Source organism: Flavobacterium enshiense (assembly GCF_022836875.1).
GTDB lineage: Bacteria > Bacteroidota > Bacteroidia > Flavobacteriales > Flavobacteriaceae > Flavobacterium > Flavobacterium enshiense_A.
In genome coordinates this window covers 2,561,735-2,578,102 of sequence record NZ_CP090376.1, presented here as the reverse complement: position 1 = coordinate 2,578,102, position 16,368 = coordinate 2,561,735, and the positions used below count along the sequence as shown (strand labels likewise).

Sequence of the window (16,368 nt, the reverse complement as noted above, 5' to 3'; positions counted from 1 at the left end):
ATTATTTGAATATCATTATGAGGCGTTGCGAATCGTTTTTAAAGAATTTGCGCAGTTTATAATCGCCGAAAACATCCAAAAGATAAATTCCGGCTTCTTCCATCATCTGTTCAAAATCGTTTAAAGTTAAGGCTTTTACTTTTTCGGTGAAATGAAAATGTTGTCCGTCGGCATCAAAATCGATTTCTTTGAATATATGATTGTCTTTTACGTAGCGTTTTATGTGAAAATCGATTCCGTCTACAGTTTTTACTTCTTCCGGAACCAGATTGTTGATGACATAGTTTACGTTCATAAAGTCAATTACCCCAAACCCGTATTCGGAAAGGCTGTCGTGAATAGCTTTTAACGTGGTAAAGTTATCATCGTCGTTTTCAAAATACCCGAAACTCGTAAACAAATTGAAAACGGCATCAAATTTTTCTTCGAACGGAAGGCGCATATCGTGCACAGTGAAATGCAGTTTTTCATTGGCGGCCACAGAAGCTTCCGCAATACTGTTTTCGGATAGATCGGCTCCCGTAACATCAAATCCCAATGTGTTCAGATACATGGAATGGCGCCCTTTACCACAAGCCAGGTCCAGGATTTTAGCATCCTCCGGAAGGTTTAAATAATGCGTAAGGTTGTCCATGAAATGTTGGGCTTCCGCTTCGTCGCGCTCTTTGTATAAAATATGATAGTAAGGAGTATCGAACCAGGAGGCAAACCAGTTTTCGGTAGATTTTTTTTGTGCTTCAGACATGTATTCTTCTGTTGGAGGATAATTAATCTTGCAAATTTAGCGTATTTTTGCCGATGTAATCCAATTTAGGAATCGGAAATTAGGATTTTAAGGATTGCGATTGAAATTAAATTATGGAGCAGAATTTTAAAATGATTGCCAAAACTTTTTTTGGCTTCGAAGAAATATTAGCAAAGGAGTTGCGTCAGCTGGGCGCACAAGATGTTGAAATGGGAACCCGTATGGTAAGCTTTGCGGGGGACAAGGGATTTATGTACAAAGCGAATCTGGCATTGCGCACGGCTTTGAAAATTTTGAAGCCTATCTATCAGTTTCGTGTTTTTAATGAAGCGAGTCTGTATAAAGGTATTCAGGGGATTGACTGGTCAAAGTACCTAAATGAAAATCAGACATTTGTGGTGGATGTAACTTTGCATTCGGAACATTTTAATCATTCACAATTCGTGGCTTTGAAAACAAAAGATGCGATTGTGGATCAGTTTCGCGATAAATTCGGAAAGCGTCCGAGTATCGACAAGGATTTTCCGGATTTAAGAATTAATGTTCACATTGATCGTGACCAGTGTTCGGTTTCTTTAGACAGTTCGGGTGATTCATTGCATCACAGAGGGTATAAAACAGCAACCAATATCGCACCGATTAATGAAGTTTTGGCAGCAGGAATGTTATTGCTTTCCGGTTGGGACGGACAGGGTGATTTTATAGATCCGATGTGCGGTTCGGGAACTATTTTAGCCGAAGCAGCGATGATTGCCTGTAATATTCCTGCAAACATCAACCGTAAGGAATTTGCATTTGAACGTTGGAATGATTGGGACAACGATTTGTTCGACCAAATCATGAATTCACTGATGAAGAAGGTCAAGGATTTCCATTATACGATTACGGGTTATGATAAAGCGCCGTCTGCTGTTATGAAAGCTAAAGACAATATCAGAAATGCTAATCTTGATGAGTACGTAAAAATCTCAGAACGTAACTTTTTTGATACCGAAAAAGAAACACGCGGACCATTACATATGGTTTTCAATCCGCCTTACGGAGAGCGTCTGGATATTGAAATGGAACGCTTCTACAGGGAAATCGGTGATACATTAAAGCAAAGCTATCCCGGAACAAATGCCTGGTTCATCACAGCAAATCTGGAAGCGCTTAAGTTTGTAGGTTTAAAACCTTCCCGAAAAATCAAGCTCTTCAACGGTAAGCTGGAAGCACGTTTAGTGAAATACGAAATGTATGAAGGAAGTAAGCGTACTAAATTCCAGAATTTAGGGGATAACAATTAATAAAAAGAAATAAGTCTCAGTCTTTCAACTCATAACTAATAATTCATAATTAAGGGAATGACTTTAAAAACCAAATCAATAGTATATAATTTTTTAGGCTTTGCCTTATTATTCATTATCGTACGTTTTGTGGCGGCGACATTTACAAATCTTACCGGGTTTTGGTTGCCTTTAACGGCTGCTGTTGCAGCTTCAATTCTGGCACCAAAATTTCAGGTGATAAAAACACACGAAGGGGAGAAAATGTATGTGAAATGGTTGTTTATTAAAGGAGTGAAGGAGCTAAAATAGTTTCCTTTTAAAAATAAAAAATCCCAAATCAATAGAACATGATTTGGGATTTTTAATAAATTACAATTCCTTATAAGTAGTAATGTTATTTTTTATTTAGAACGCTTATAAAGTGGTATAAAATAGCTCACGCTGTAATTAAAACCTACACCAAAATGGCCGCCTTCATAAGTTCTGTTGAACCCAGGTATGAACAGATTATCAAAATTCTCAGGACGTTTTTCATGTAACATATAATTCAGACGTAGTGAAATACCTAAATACAGGTTATTAACCATCTCTGCTTTTAAACCGGTAACCACTTCAAGCCATCCGGCAGTCAGTCCATCAAATTTTTGTCCCGGATACTTAGTAGTTTCTCCAAAATATGGATTTGTATTATAGATACTGTAACTGTTCAGTTGTTGGGAAAACGAACTTGCCCCGTAACGCATTCCCACATAAATCATGTTTTCCATATCCAGCCAGTTCCCATAGGTGTTGTAGTCAAATCCTAATTTGACATAACTTCCGCGGGTAGTGAAATTTACCTGGTCTTCGTCAACGGTTTTCTTTTCATTTCCGAATTCGCCGGCAATATAGACTTTCTTTGTTAAACGATAATCACCTACAACTTCGAATCCTTTATAATGGTCGCTGTCATATATGGATTTTGCCAATCGGTGTAAATCCAATCCAACCCGAATTCCGTAACGTTCCGTTTTTGGTTTTTTTATTGTGTCTTTTGATTTTTCCTGAGCCGATAATGTTGTTACTGAAACCAACATCAAAGCTATACTAAAAATAGATTTTAATGTGTGTTTCATTTTCATATTGAATGTTAGGTTGTGCTACGAATCGGGACAAAACCCAAGGGGAGCCGTCGTCAGTTAAAATTGGATCTTCGGTAAGTTGAAATACTGTCTTGTATCCGCAGGCTCTGGAAACATAGATGTCGTTTCTGTCATAGTTAAAAGTCAAAACATCAATATTATCATTGGCCGGATTGGTATCGGAACCATTTTGAATAAATTGTAGTATGGTCTGATCTTCGTTTGTTTTTAAGGGAACCTCGATTTTGCTTACGCCAGTATATGCAAAACCAGTTGAAAATCCGGGTGCTACAACAGCAAGGTTAGTAACAGGTTTTAAATTTTCCGGATGGGCTGCATCATAAAATTCAATAACAAGATTTGGTGTAGTAGGGGTTCCTTCCGGACAGATATCATCTTTCTCGCAACTCCAGAATGAATTGGCGAGAAGTAGTGAAAGGGCGATTATTGTTAGTCTTTTCATCTGGTTTTTCAATTCTGAAATCTAACTTCTTTTTTCTAAAAGTACAACGTTTTCCACGTGATGCGTTTGCGGGAACATGTCTACAGGACGCACTCTGGTTACTTTGTACATTTCGTCCATCAAAGCCAAATCACGGGCTTGCGTAGCCGAATTACAACTTACATAAACCACTTTTTCAGGGGCGATGCTTAAAATCTGTTTCACTACATCGGCGTGCATACCGTCACGAGGCGGGTCAGTGATAATTACATCCGGGTGTCCATGTGTTCTGATGAAATCGTCATTGAATATATGTTTCATATCACCCACAAAGAATTCACAATTGGTAATGTTGTTGCGTTTTGCGTTTTCTTTAGCATCAGCAATCGCTTCGGGAACAGCTTCCACACCAATCACTTTTTTCGCTTTTTTTGAAACGAATTGCGCAATGGTTCCTGTACCGGTATATAAATCGTAAACAAGTTCTTCTCCTGTTAATCCAGCAAATTCTCTTGTGATAGAATACAGTTCGTATGCTTGTGCCGAATTTGTCTGATAAAAAGACTTTGCATTGATACTGAAATTCAGTCCTTCCATTTCTTCAAGGATATATTCTCTTCCTTTGAAAAGGATGACGTCCTGATCGTATATAGTATCGTTTGCTTTTTGGTTGATAACGTATTGTAAAGAAGTTATTTCCGGAAAACGCTCGGCAAGGAAATTCAATAATAGTTCGCGCTTTGCTTTATCATCTTCAAAAAACTGAATCAATACCATGATTTCTCCGGTAGAAGAAGTACGAATCATCAAAGTTCTTAATAAGCCTTCGTGATTTCTCGGATTGAAAAAAGACAAATCGTTCTCATTGGCAAATCTTCGGATTTCGTTACGAATATCGTTCGAAGGATCTTGCTGTAAATGACATTTGTTGATATCCAAAATTTTGTCCCACATTTTTGGGATATGGAAACCTACTGCATTTTTATTGTCAAGTTCTGCTCCGCTGTCCACTTCTTCCTGAGTCATCCAGCGTGAACTTGAGAATCCGAATTCCATTTTATTTCTGTAGAAAAACTGTTCTTTCGACCCTAAAATAGGCTCAAATTCCGGTAATTCAATTTTTCCGATTCTTTTTAAATGATTATAAACTTCCTGATTTTTATAGAACAATTGCTGTTCGTATTTCATGTTTTGCCACTTACAGCCACCGCAAACTCCAAAATGTTCGCAAACTGGTGTTGTTCTGTGTTCTGAATATTCGTGGAATTTTATCGCTTTTCCTTCAAAATAGGATTTACGTTTTTTAAATGTCTGAACGTCAACTACGTCGCCAGGAACAACATTAGGTATAAATATAACCTGACCTTCTGGGGCTTTTGCCACCGATACGCCTTTTGCACCTGCATCAAGGACTTTTACGTTTTCGAATACGATTTTGTCTGTTTTTTTTCTTCCCATGGGGCAAAGATAATGAAACCGTATTCAGTTATTAATAGTTAGTGTCGAGTTTTTTATCATATGAATAGGGTTAATAAAAACTCAATTAACATAAAATTAGTAATGCGTTACTGCATTAATAAATATTTTAGTTTGCAAACTAACCGACATATGAAAAAACTTTATTTTGTTTTGACTCTTTTAGGCTTTTCAACAACTTTGTTTTCCCAATCTAAAATGAATGGAAAAGTTTTAGATGAGAATGCTTTGATTCCGAATGTTGAAGTGATAAATGCTACTAAAAAACTAATTGTAAAAACTAATGATGAAGGTTATTTTCAAATTTTGGCTGATGTAAATGATGAAATCATTATTTATTCAAAAAATTACCTTGAGAAGTATATAAAGGTGAAAAAAGAAGATTTAACCAATGAAAATAAAATTGTTTTGCAAAAGAAACAAATTGAGTTGGAAGAACTTAAGATTGACAAACTTTCAACTTTCAAAGTGGATATGAGTTATGAATCTTTAAAAATGGCAAAAATATACAAAGAACAATCCAGGCCGAAACCAGTAGGCGTTTATACGGGCGAAATTCAAAATGGAGTTGATTTTGTTGCCGTAGGAGGTAAGCTGGCGGATTTATTTCGAAAACTTTTTAATAAAAATGGAAAAAAGGAAGAGTCAAAAAGAACAGAAAGTTTTAGCACAATGGCAAAAAACAGGTTTACTTATGATTTTTTTACCCGAAATCTTAACCTAGATGAAAATGAAATTGATTTGTTTTTGACTTTTTGTGAAATGGATAAAGCCTCTAATGCGTTTCATAAGAAATCCGGTATTCTTGATCTAATGGATTTCCTGCTTAAAAAAAGAGGAGAATTTAAATAGTAATTTTCATATGAAAAATCTCCTTATCATGAGAATATTGATATGATGGAAGCCGAAATTGACAAAATATAATCAGGTAACTTAAGATGAATTCTTACCAGATTATTATTAGATAAAATTATAAAAAGATAACGGCAGTTTGTTCAGTGCAAACTGCCGTTACCTATTTTAAAAAACTAACTCAAATCGTTTATAGTAAGCCTCAAATACAAGCGAGACCATAAAATTTAAAAATGAATTGTAAAATTACCATCCGTAATGGTTACAGATCCCGGTCCGCTCTCGGTCTCCTGCATAGTGCCTGAAAAAGTTCCGCTCATTTTTTTTGTTGAGTTTTCATTGATGGTTACAGGGAAAGATTCAACAGGTTTTGCCTCATAATAAGTTCCGGTTTCTGAATACTGGATAAAATACGGTACGCCGCTATCACGCGATAAATTCAGTTCAAACGTATTGGTTGGATCATCAGTCATCTGAGCCGTGATTTCAATATCGGTATAGGCCGGATATTCTAAAACCTTAGCACTTGCTACTTTGAAAACTTTTTGAACACCATTAACCTTTGCGGTAAAAACATTGTTAGAATTAGGATTCGGATTTGGATTTGGCGTAGCGTCATTGCCGTCTTCATCTTTTGAACAGGATGATATGAAACCGACAGACAGGATTGCTAAAAATAAGATAATTTTTTTCATAATCGTAGTATTTTGATTTCTAATTGAGTGAATTTAATCGAGTAAGTGAATTTAGCTATAATAACTGAATTTCTCTTTTCAGAAGTAGCTAAAATCGTTATCGGTAATGGTAAAATCGTTAAATAACACGTGAAAAAAAAAGGAGAACTTCGAAATACATTTGTATTTTTGGAGTACATTTTACCTCACTTAAAATCCAGGAAATAAATGAAAACCCATCTGGCACTTTTACGCGGAATAAACGTTTCCGGCCATAATATGATAAAAATGGAAGACCTTAAAGCTTTGTTGGAGCGTATGAGATTTGCCAATGTGAGAACCTATATTCAATCCGGCAATGTTTTTGTCGATTCGGATGAAGAAGATGGTCCAAGTGTCGGATTTAAAATCAAACAGGAAATCTTCAAAGAGTGGGGGTATGATGTTCCAATAATCGTAATTACCAAGGAAGATTTGGAGGCTTCACTTCAGAATAACCCTTATATGAAAGAAAAAGATGTTGATACAAAAAAGCTGTACTTTACTTTCATCTCTAAAGAATTAGACGCGAACAGTATCCATGAACTGAAAATGAGTCAGGTTAAACCCGATGAAGCAGTAATCGATAAGAATAGAATCTATATTAAATATGCAGTAGGAGCGGGTAAGACGCGTTTCGACCAAAAATACATTGAGAAAAAGCTCAATGTAACGGCAACGATGCGTAATCTGAATACCGTTACTAAGCTTTTGGAAATGTATAATGAATAGTTAGTATTTGTTGTTAAGTGTTTTTATAAAAGCAATCAAATCCTGAACTTCAGTTTTGGTTAGATTCAGTTTGTCTGTCGGTAAGGTCTGATTCTCTAAGTTGATACCAATACCGGAGCCTCCACCTCGATTATAGAAGTCGATAACATCCTCTAATGTTTGATAAACACCGTTATGCATGTACGGAAAAGTTACAGCACTATTTCGAACCGTCGGAGTTTTGAAGGCATGTTTTTTTAAAGGAGCTTTGGTTATCATGTATTCACCTAAATCGCCATCGACCACAGCATTTTTTGTGGCGTTTTTTGAAGGAACTCCCAAAACCTCGCTCTCCGTTTCGTTAAACAAAGGGGGGACACAGCCGTTAAAAAGCGGAAAGAAATGACAGGTCGCACATTTGGCTTTGCCCATATATAAATTGAATCCTTTTTTTTCATTTTCGGAAAGCATAGTTTTTCCCAGCAGATAATCGTCGAATCGGGAATTTAGCTTGGATAAAGAGCGCACATAACTTGCCATTGCTTTCAGCAGATTTTCTTCAGTGATTTCTTTTTCATCCGGAAATGCTTTTCGGAATCCGGCCTGATATTTAGAACTGGATTTAACCTTAGTCAGTGCATGAGCGAAACTGCCGTGCATTTCATCTTTATTGTTGATGACTGCTTTGGCTTGATCTTCAAGATAACTCACACGGCCGTCTAAAAACAATGTACTCTGAAAACCTGAATTCAAAAGCGTGGGCGTATTTCGGGAATGGGATTTGTTTTCAATAGCTTTGATTTTATGATCTGCATAGCCTTGAGAAGGAATGTGACAACTCAAGCAGGAGACTTTGTCGTTTCCGCTTAAAATCGTATCGGAGAAAAGTTGTTCACCTAATAAAATTTGGGCCGGAGACGGATTTCGGTTATAAACCGGGGCAAAATAATCAACATTGAAAGCCGTTTCTTCAAAAACGGAAGGAATATCAAAATTGATTGCACTAGGATACGGATTGTTCTTAATGTTAAGCTGTTTTTGAATCTGATGGATTTTTTTTGAAAGGGGAATGCAATACTTTACGATGAAATCGGCACGGTTAAAAGTATCGAAATTTTGATTGTTATTTAGATAATCGATGGTTTCGTTTACCAATTTAGTCAGGGATTTATCTTTTTTGAAAACCGAAACAGTTTCAACAATACTTTCAATGGTTGATTTTGTTTCAGGAAGGGAATGTAAAGCTATAGGCGAATCAAATCCCGAAATTCCTAAACTCATCATTCGCAACATTGCCAATTTCTGGGCTTCAAAAATGTTGCTGTCGGATAGCTGAATGGTTTCAATGGTAGCTTTTACAGATTGAGTGTAACCATTTAAAATTCCGGTTTGCTTTCGGAGCTCATTCCAATCTGTATCATCAGAAAAAAGCAATTCTTCCACTTTTTGAAATCCGCTCGCTTCTTCTTCTTTTCGGCTGTTTTCATGGATATCGTTTTTGTCGATAGCTGCACCATTTAATTTCAGTGCTGTTTCCGGAAGATAAAAAGCCAATAATGCTTCTGTTTTTTTATACTTAAGTCGTACTTCTTTGAACTTTTGCTGTGTTAACTTTTTGTTCAGACCATTTTGGACAGCAGTGTTCAATTCGACCGTTTTTTGTGCAAAATCGATGTAATTTTTAAAAAGAAGCTGCTTCGTTTTTTCTGTTGGGGGAAGATTTACGAATTCTTTTTCCTGACAGGAAATAGCTGTAATCAGGGTGAGAAGCAGTACAATTATTTTTTCCATTGTGCATGTAAATTGAAAATTAGGAACATGATAAGTCACGTTCCTAATTTATTGGGATTCTTTATTTTAAAACTATCTTGGTAAACCTTTAATTAAAACAACCTGACTTCCCTGATTTTCATTCGGACGTACAGTACCGCCGTCTACACCTTTGAAAGTATCCATCTTCCAGGTATGTGGCTGAATGGAAAGCATGAACGTATTTGGTATGCCAATAGTTTCTGATACGTCAATTAGCGCGCCATATTCCCATGAACCTAAAGCTGAAGTTGCACTTAAGAATTTGTTGTTTAGATCAGCTCGTTTGTGATCTAATTCGAAAACCACTTTAAGTTCTTTGGTAGCGATATTGTATTGGTAGATGTAAGCATCGTGTGTTTCGTCTCCATATCCGTTGGAATCTTCCTGAATATAAACATAGTTTTTGGTTACACAGATGTTGTCCGGATTTTGGAATAATTTTGCTTTTCCGCTTCGGTTATCACCATCCAATACTAGCGTAAGTTTTCCGGTTAACGCATTGTTTGCATCCAATTCCAATTTATAAACACGTCCGTATTTTGAACGGGAATTATCGGCATTAGAACCTGTATTGTTTTGTCCCGTTACGTTGAAGTAAATTTCTCTTTCTTTTCCGTCTTCTTTACGGTAATCGATGTCTTCAACACGGCCGAAGGAAATCGCATTTAAATTTTGTGCCGCCTGATTATTCTGTAAACCGGTGTTGGTTTTTGCATTAGGTACTTCAATGAACTGAACAGGATAGGAGCTGTTTTCAATCATTGTTCTTTCATTGGTAACATTATCAGTGCGTTTTAGAACAAAGACTCTTCCGTTGTTTAAATCTCCGGTTGATGATTTGTACATTACTAATTGTCCGCCATAAGCGCCTGAATCGTCATCACCTAATAAAACAACGGTTTGAGCAGTATAAGCATTTTTAGATAGAGGAACAGCGTTTTCCGCACACCATCTTCCGAAACCTAAAACAGGCCTTGGTGTTGAGCTGTTTGCTTTTGTATCAAATGGAGTAATTCCGTGAACTTGTGATTCGCTGTCGCTTTCTCCGGCTGTCAGGAAAAGAGGTCCGAATCCATGCGTTTCTGGCATTGCCAACGTTGCAGAACATAATCTGTTTCCTGATCCGTTCGAATTCAGGACATATTCGCCGGCAACGGGTTTGAAGGTTTTATCAAACTTGATTTTTGAAACAGAAAAGTTATCTTCATTATTTACCAGAAAGGAAAAAGTCCCGTCTGAATTTTTGAATAATCCTGAACCGTCAGCCGAACCACCAAAAACGAACTCCGGGGTTTCCCTGAAATCATCCTCACTTGAAAAAAGAGAAAATACTTTTAGTGAAGAAAATTCCGACTTGGCATTGATCAGTGCCGGAGTGACAGAATGATTTTTTAAAGTAACAGGATTGGTAGGCTCATTAGTAGTAGGAGCTGAACCTTCGTCAGAATTACAGGCAATTAAGCCGATAAGCATTGACGTACCTAAAAAGGCATAAGTAAACTTCATGGTTTTTAATTTTTTTGTTAGACAGGGCAAACCTAATGAAGCAGTGTTAAGTCAATTTTGATTGATTATTCTTATAATGTTATGTTTTTGAGTAATTTTAACAGATTTTGTTGTATTTTGTTATCAGAATGTAATGTAATTGGTTTTAATTACGATTATTATAATTTTAAATTCAATAGAAGGTATTTGTTATAAAACTATTAAATTAAATTTCTCAAACTTATTTTTTTCATTTTGAATTGCTAACTTGCGTAAAATTACCAATAACAGGTAAAATATAAAGAAACTACTACAAACACCTATATAATATGCAAGTTTTAAAGAAAATGAGTTCAGCCGAAGCAATTCAGTTAGAGGACAAATACGGAGCGCATAATTATCATCCGCTTCCTGTTGTTTTGAGTAAAGGAGAAGGAGTATATGTATGGGATGTGGAAGGAAAAAAATATTATGATTTCCTTTCAGCGTATTCAGCTGTAAACCAAGGTCATTGCCATCCAAGAATTGTTGGAGCTATGGTAGAACAGGCTCAAACACTTACGCTTACATCTCGTGCTTTTTACAATGATAAATTGGGTGTTTATGAAGAATTTGTAACCAACTATTTTGGTTTTGATAAAGTGCTTCCAATGAATACCGGTGCTGAAGCTGTTGAAACGGCTTTGAAATTATGCCGTAAATGGGCGTATGAGAAGAAAGGAATCAATGAGAATGAAGCTCAGATAATTGTTTGTGAAAATAATTTCCACGGAAGAACCACGACAATTATTTCTTTCTCTAATGATGAGAATGCACGTAAGAACTTCGGACCTTACACTGCAGGTTTTATTAAAATCGCTTATGATGATTTAGATGCTTTGGAAAAAGCAATAACTTCTTCACCGAACATTGCAGGATTTCTAGTTGAGCCAATTCAAGGTGAAGCGGGAGTTTATGTTCCTTCGGAGGGTTATTTGGCAAAAGCAAAAGAATTGTGCGAAAAGCATAATGTTTTATTTATTGCGGATGAGGTTCAGACCGGGATTGCCCGTACAGGAAAATTGTTAGCAGTACACCACGAAAACGTTAAGCCGGATATTTTGATTTTAGGAAAAGCAATTTCAGGAGGTGTCTATCCGGTTTCTGCAGTTTTAGCTGATGATGCTATCATGAATGTGATCAAACCAGGACAACACGGTTCTACTTTTGGTGGAAACCCAATTGCCGCTGCAGTAGCTATCGCTGCTTTGGAAGTTGTAACCGATGAAAAATTAGCTGAGAATGCTGATCGACTAGGAAAAATTTTCCGATCTGAAATTGGGAAATATATTGAAACTTCAACTATTGCTACATTGGTTCGCGGAAAAGGATTATTGAATGCAGTTGTAATTAATGATACAGAAGAAAGCGATACGGCATGGAACATTTGTATGGCATTGCGCGATAATGGTTTGTTAGCAAAACCAACTCACGGAAACATTATTCGTTTTGCACCGCCTTTGGTTATGAACGAAGAAGAGCTTTTAGATTGTGTTGGTATTATCATCAAAACGTTAAAACAGTTTGAGAAATAACATAAAGGATAAAGGACATAAATAAAAAAAATCCGCTGAAAAGCGGATTTTTTTATGGTTTAAAATGATTATTGTCCAAAATACTCTCTCATTTTTTCTTGCAATAATTCCTGATCCTGCAATGCTTCCCATCCGAAAGTACTAATTATCCAGGCAACCATAATAAGGTATAGAACTCCCAGAACAATTCCGATGATACAAAGTATTTTACCTGTTTTAATGTTATTGAAATTGGAATACCCACTTGGGTTTTCATTATATGTTTTGATGTCTTTGTTTGCTAAATACATTCCAACCCCTCCCAATAGGATGCTGACTATACCATAGCAGCAGCAGGTGATGATAGACAGGATTCCCAGTATAAGCACTGGTGTCGCATTAGGTAGTTTTTGTTGGGCTTCAAAATTGTTGAAATTTGTTTCTTCCATAATTGTTTTTGGTTAGATATGAAAATGTTTTATGAAATAGGAAACGACCATAATAATGGCGTTTGCTATTGCTAAGGTGATTATTGGTTTATGATAATTTCTGGATTTATCAATAAAGCTTATTCCTACAAGTCCAAGAAAGAATAGTAAGGTGTAGATGGCAGGAAACATTTTGAAGGCAGCTGTAAATTCGCCTTTGAATACCAAAACGAGTGCTCTTTGTGTTCCGCACCCGAAACATTCAATCCCTAAAAATTTTTTGCTCAAACAAGGTAACATATACTCTTCCATAGTAAGCTTTTTCTGTAGGCAATTTAGAGAAAAAATATAAGTTACAAAACTGTGGACGTATATTTTAAAGTTTAGTACTTTTGAATTCTCAATCTGAAGAAATGAAAACAATTTATATCATACTTATTTTCGCGCTGATGGGCTGGGCTTTTTACGAGCAGACAAAGCCTGAACCTAACGTTTTTATCCAGGTAATCGGTGTTTTGGTTTTCTTCTTCGGGATGATGAAATTGATGTCTAAAGTATCCTCTAACTCAAAAGATAAAGAAGAAGATGACGTTTAATATTGGAGATAAAGTTTCGGTTCTTGATGATGATTTCACAGGAGTAGTGGTCGGTTTTCAGAAGGATCAGATTCTTATTGAAACCGAGGATGGTTTTAAAATGGCTTACGCTGCAAATGAATTGGTTAAAGAGCAAAATATCAACGATTTAAACTCGTTTACTTCAAATCAAAGTATAAGTCAGGTTTTAAAGGAAAAGGAGCTTCCGCAAAAGCGTTCTTTTGTAAAAGAAAAGAAATCCCGTAAGGATGAATTTGTTTTGGAAGTTGATTTACACATTGAAAAACTGGTGCCTTCCAAACGTGGTATGTCCAATTTTGATATCCTGAATTTGCAGATGGAAACTGCTAAAGGGCAATTGGATTTTGCTATAAGAAACAGGATGCCTAAAGTGGTTTTTATTCACGGCGTTGGTGAAGGCGTGCTAAAAGCCGAACTGGATTTTCTTTTGGGACGTTATGACGGAATTTCTTTCCAGGACGCCAATTACCAAAAATATGGCTTAGGAGCTACAGAAGTGTATATCAAACAAAACCCCAGCCGTTAATCACCACCACCTAAAAATCCAAAATTCTATTTGTATTATTTTGAGATGAATTACAACTATGGAGCTGTAATGTAATCTCCGAAGAAATAATCTTCATACGCAAAACTGGTTTGTCCATTCACAAACTCAACATTGATGAATTTTATTCGGTGGTTATATCCTGTTATTGTTACCTCTCCGGTATCAGGGTCGGTTATTGTATTTTGAGTTGTTGTAATCTCAATCGTTCCCCCTTCGACCGCATTCCATTCCTGTTGAACCAATGGGGTTGCCGGTGGGACAGTTGAGCATATTACAGAATTATCATTAAGTTTTGCGTCGTATTTACGGTAAATGATTCTGTTTTCCGAAGAAACTGTTGCAATTCTCGGTTGTCCGTCCGGGGTTATTTCATTCGGAAAAAAAGAACTTGGAATGTCTAACAGCAATAATTCCTGACCATTGATTTTAAATAACGGATCCTTGTCAGGGCATTTCTGAATGGAAACATCGTCAAAATTGAAAGATTCCACAACTAAATCGCCATCATCACAAGAAGATAGAAGAAACAGACAAACCAGTAATCCGAATAATTTTTTCATAGCAGAAATTAATTTTTTATGGTTATGAGCCCGCCGATTATTTAAAAAACATGATTTAAAGCAAAGGCAATTTCATAAAATGAGAATTGTAAGGGACAAAAATAATATATTTAGATTGCAAATGCCAATAAAAGAACCGCTGAAAATTCATCATAATTCCTATATTTGGGTCCAAATGAAAAATTAATTTATGTCATCTAAACACCAAACCAATTATCCTGCTCTTTATACGCTGATTACCGTTTTCTTTTTTTGGGGATTTATAGCTGCGGGGAACAGTATTTTTATTCCGTTTTGTAAAAGTTATTTTTTACTGGATCAATTTCAGTCTCAGTTAGTTGATTTTGCTTTTTACACAGCCTATTATGTAGGGGCATTACTACTTTTTATTTTTGGCACATCAAAACAGAAAGATATTGTCGGGAGCTGGGGATACAAGAAGAGTATTGTTTTCGGACTGTTATTCTCTGCTTTAGGAGCGGGAGCCATGATTATTGCGGTAGAGGCAAATCTCTATGCGGGAATGTTGGCTGGATTATTTATTGTGGCATTAGGCTTTTCGTTGCAGCAAACCGCAGCAAATCCGTTTGCGATTTCATTGGGTAATCCTAAAACCGGTGCCGACCGAGTAAACCTTGGTGGAGGTATCAATTCCTTTGGTACGACGATAGGTCCATTAGTAGTGGCTTTTGCACTTTTCGGAACTACAGCTTCAGTTACAGATGATCAGATAAAGCATTTGGATCTGGGTAAGGTAATCCTCCTTTATATATGCGTAGGATTATTGTTCATTGCAGCGGCAGCCATGTTCAGATTTTCTAAAAAAGTACCTGCCGGAATCTCGGATGAACCGATGGAAAAAGCCAATAAGGCGTTACGTACTTTGGTAATCATGACCGGATTGTTGGCAATCATGTTTGCTCCGGTTTTTAATAGTTACAAAAGCAAAGAAGCACTTACGGTTGAAACTTTGGAAAGAAGAATCGAAACTATTAAAACAGAGAGTTTTGATGATCAGAAAGTTAAAGGTTTATCAGGTGATGAATTAGCTAAATTAAGGACAGAAGTTAAGGATCATGAAACTCAAATAAAAGAAATAAAAGGCGATTTGGAAAAATACCGAATGTATTGGCTTTTTGGTGCTCTTACTGTTGTTGTCGGTGGATTATTGTTTTCGTATAAATCGGCTCAGAAAAACAATGAAGGCTGGGGTGCAATGCAGTATCCGCAGTTGGTTTTGGGCATGTTGGCCATTTTTACATATGTTGGAGTAGAAGTTGCCATTGGAAGTAACTTAACTGAATTGTTGAAGTTGAAAGAATTCGGCGCTTTTAGTGTTTCGGACAGTGCGCCTTATATTTCAATGTATTGGGGAAGTCTTATGATCGGACGTTGGGCTGGAGCTATCAGCGTTTTTCATTTAAATTCAGCTAAAAAGACATTGGCTTTAGTCATCGTTCCGTTAATTGCTTTTTCGGTTATTATTGGCGTAAATACATTGGCACAGAAAGATATGACGCCTTTATATTACTATGTGGTTTGTATCGTTTTGCAAACAATAGCGTTCTTTATCAGTAAAGACAAACCGGCACGTACACTAACTGTTTTCTCTGTTTTCGGAGTTACAGCGATGTTAATCGGATTGTTCTCTACGGGGACGGTTGCTATTTATGCGTTCCTTGCAGGCGGATTGGCATGCAGTATCATGTGGCCGGCAATTTTCAGTTTGTCCATCATCGGATTGGGTAAATATACTTCACAAGGTTCTGCTTTCCTTGTAATGATGATTCTTGGAGGTGGAATTATCCCGCCAATTCAGGGGAAATTATCAGATATCATCGGAATTCACCAATCCTATGTTGTTCCAGTATTGTGTTTCGGTTATTTATTGTTCTTCGCGGTAGTTGTGAAATCGATTCTGAAGAAACAAGGAATTGAAGTTGATGAAATTGAAGCAGAAGGAGGACATTAAACTCAAATCTTAATAAAATAATAATATCAGATTCGGAGCAGGGGAAAAGACTTACCTTTGCTCCGA

18 protein-coding genes are annotated in these 16,368 nt (G+C 36.6%); 8 read left to right on the top strand and 10 right to left on the bottom strand.

Translation table 11 applies throughout. From position 1 onward, the window contains the following. Position 1: 1 nt before the first annotated feature. Positions 2 to 745: a class I SAM-dependent methyltransferase gene (locus tag LZF87_RS11575; protein ID WP_244339166.1), complete on the bottom strand. Its 744-nt coding sequence runs from the start codon at positions 743 to 745 to the stop codon at positions 2 to 4. Positions 746 to 858: 113 nt separating this feature from the next. Between LZF87_RS11575 and LZF87_RS11570 the strand changes: the two genes are divergently transcribed. Together LZF87_RS11570 and LZF87_RS11565 are read left to right on the top strand one after the other, a co-directional pair. After that, positions 859 to 2,031, top strand: a complete 1,173-nt coding sequence (locus tag LZF87_RS11570) for a THUMP domain-containing class I SAM-dependent RNA methyltransferase (protein ID WP_244339165.1) — start codon at positions 859 to 861, stop codon at positions 2,029 to 2,031. A gap of 57 nt (positions 2,032 to 2,088) precedes the next feature. After that, positions 2,089 to 2,322, top strand: coding sequence for a hypothetical protein (locus tag LZF87_RS11565; RefSeq protein WP_244339164.1), 234 nt, complete (start codon positions 2,089 to 2,091; stop codon positions 2,320 to 2,322). 92 nt (positions 2,323 to 2,414) lie between these two features. On the opposite strand, the gene LZF87_RS11560 is transcribed toward LZF87_RS11565, so the two are convergent. Genes LZF87_RS11560 through rlmD form a run of 3 tightly spaced genes read right to left on the bottom strand, consistent with a single transcriptional unit; the run spans position 2,415 to position 5,034 of the window. Next, positions 2,415 to 3,128, bottom strand: coding sequence for a DUF6048 family protein (locus tag LZF87_RS11560; RefSeq protein WP_244339163.1), 714 nt, complete (start codon positions 3,126 to 3,128; stop codon positions 2,415 to 2,417). Continuing rightward, the gene (locus LZF87_RS11555) at positions 3,100 to 3,597 is read right to left on the bottom strand and encodes a DUF6452 family protein (RefSeq protein WP_244339162.1); all 498 of its coding nucleotides are present in this window, start codon (positions 3,595 to 3,597) and stop codon (positions 3,100 to 3,102) included. The genes LZF87_RS11560 and LZF87_RS11555 overlap by 29 nt, the downstream gene beginning before the upstream one ends. 21 nt (positions 3,598 to 3,618) lie before the next feature. Next, positions 3,619 to 5,034 (bottom strand): 23S rRNA (uracil(1939)-C(5))-methyltransferase RlmD, encoded by a 1,416-nt coding sequence (gene rlmD / locus LZF87_RS11550; protein WP_244339161.1) that lies wholly within the window; start codon positions 5,032 to 5,034, stop codon positions 3,619 to 3,621. A gap of 150 nt (positions 5,035 to 5,184) precedes the next feature. Here rlmD and LZF87_RS11545 point away from each other — a divergent pair, with 150 nt between their 5' ends. Then, positions 5,185 to 5,904: a hypothetical protein gene (locus tag LZF87_RS11545; RefSeq protein WP_244339160.1), complete on the top strand. Its 720-nt coding sequence runs from the start codon at positions 5,185 to 5,187 to the stop codon at positions 5,902 to 5,904. Between the two features lie 227 nt (positions 5,905 to 6,131). On the opposite strand, the gene LZF87_RS11540 is transcribed toward LZF87_RS11545, so the two are convergent. Beyond that, complete coding sequence (locus LZF87_RS11540; RefSeq protein ID WP_244339159.1) at positions 6,132 to 6,599, bottom strand: hypothetical protein; 468 nt, start codon at positions 6,597 to 6,599, stop codon at positions 6,132 to 6,134. A gap of 207 nt (positions 6,600 to 6,806) precedes the next feature. Between LZF87_RS11540 and LZF87_RS11535 the strand changes: the two genes are divergently transcribed. Next, positions 6,807 to 7,349 carry a DUF1697 domain-containing protein gene (locus tag LZF87_RS11535; RefSeq protein ID WP_244339158.1) on the top strand — a complete coding sequence of 181 codons (543 nt, stop codon included), beginning with the start codon at positions 6,807 to 6,809 and terminating at the stop codon, positions 7,347 to 7,349. Here the strand turns inward: LZF87_RS11535 and LZF87_RS11530 are convergent, their stop codons facing one another. Next, positions 7,350 to 9,119 carry a cytochrome c peroxidase gene (locus tag LZF87_RS11530; RefSeq protein WP_244339157.1) on the bottom strand — a complete coding sequence of 590 codons (1,770 nt, stop codon included), beginning with the start codon at positions 9,117 to 9,119 and terminating at the stop codon, positions 7,350 to 7,352. It abuts the gene before it with no gap. Positions 9,120 to 9,191: 72 nt separating this feature from the next. Then, a complete protein-coding gene (locus tag LZF87_RS11525; RefSeq protein WP_244339156.1) occupies positions 9,192 to 10,646 on the bottom strand; it encodes a hypothetical protein in 1,455 nt (484 codons plus the stop codon). A 308-nt stretch (positions 10,647 to 10,954) separates the two neighbouring features. Between LZF87_RS11525 and rocD the strand changes: the two genes are divergently transcribed. Beyond that, positions 10,955 to 12,199 (top strand): ornithine--oxo-acid transaminase, encoded by a 1,245-nt coding sequence (gene rocD, locus LZF87_RS11520; RefSeq protein WP_244339155.1) that lies wholly within the window; start codon positions 10,955 to 10,957, stop codon positions 12,197 to 12,199. 68 nt (positions 12,200 to 12,267) lie between these two features. Here the strand turns inward: rocD and LZF87_RS11515 are convergent, their stop codons facing one another. After that, positions 12,268 to 12,627, bottom strand: coding sequence for a CCC motif membrane protein (locus LZF87_RS11515; RefSeq protein WP_244339154.1), 360 nt, complete (start codon positions 12,625 to 12,627; stop codon positions 12,268 to 12,270). 12 nt (positions 12,628 to 12,639) lie between these two features. Beyond that, positions 12,640 to 12,918, bottom strand: a complete 279-nt coding sequence (locus tag LZF87_RS11510; RefSeq protein WP_244339153.1) for a DUF2752 domain-containing protein — start codon at positions 12,916 to 12,918, stop codon at positions 12,640 to 12,642. Positions 12,919 to 13,019: 101 nt separating this feature from the next. On the opposite strand from LZF87_RS11510, the gene LZF87_RS11505 reads away from it, so the two are divergent. Both LZF87_RS11505 and LZF87_RS11500 read left to right on the top strand, forming a co-directional pair. Continuing rightward, positions 13,020 to 13,202, top strand: coding sequence for a hypothetical protein (locus LZF87_RS11505; protein WP_244339152.1), 183 nt, complete (start codon positions 13,020 to 13,022; stop codon positions 13,200 to 13,202). Then, complete coding sequence (locus LZF87_RS11500; protein ID WP_244339151.1) at positions 13,192 to 13,749, top strand: Smr/MutS family protein; 558 nt, start codon at positions 13,192 to 13,194, stop codon at positions 13,747 to 13,749. Before LZF87_RS11505 ends, LZF87_RS11500 begins: the two co-directional genes overlap by 11 nt. A 56-nt stretch (positions 13,750 to 13,805) precedes the next feature. Here LZF87_RS11500 and LZF87_RS11495 read toward each other — a convergent pair whose 3' ends face one another. After that, entirely contained in the window at positions 13,806 to 14,330 is a 525-nt protein-coding gene (locus tag LZF87_RS11495) for a hypothetical protein (RefSeq protein ID WP_244339150.1), read from the bottom strand. Positions 14,331 to 14,520: 190 nt separating this feature from the next. On the opposite strand from LZF87_RS11495, the gene LZF87_RS11490 reads away from it, so the two are divergent. After that, entirely contained in the window at positions 14,521 to 16,302 is a 1,782-nt protein-coding gene (locus tag LZF87_RS11490) for an MFS transporter (protein WP_244339149.1), read from the top strand. The last annotated feature ends 66 nt before the right edge of the window (positions 16,303 to 16,368 follow it).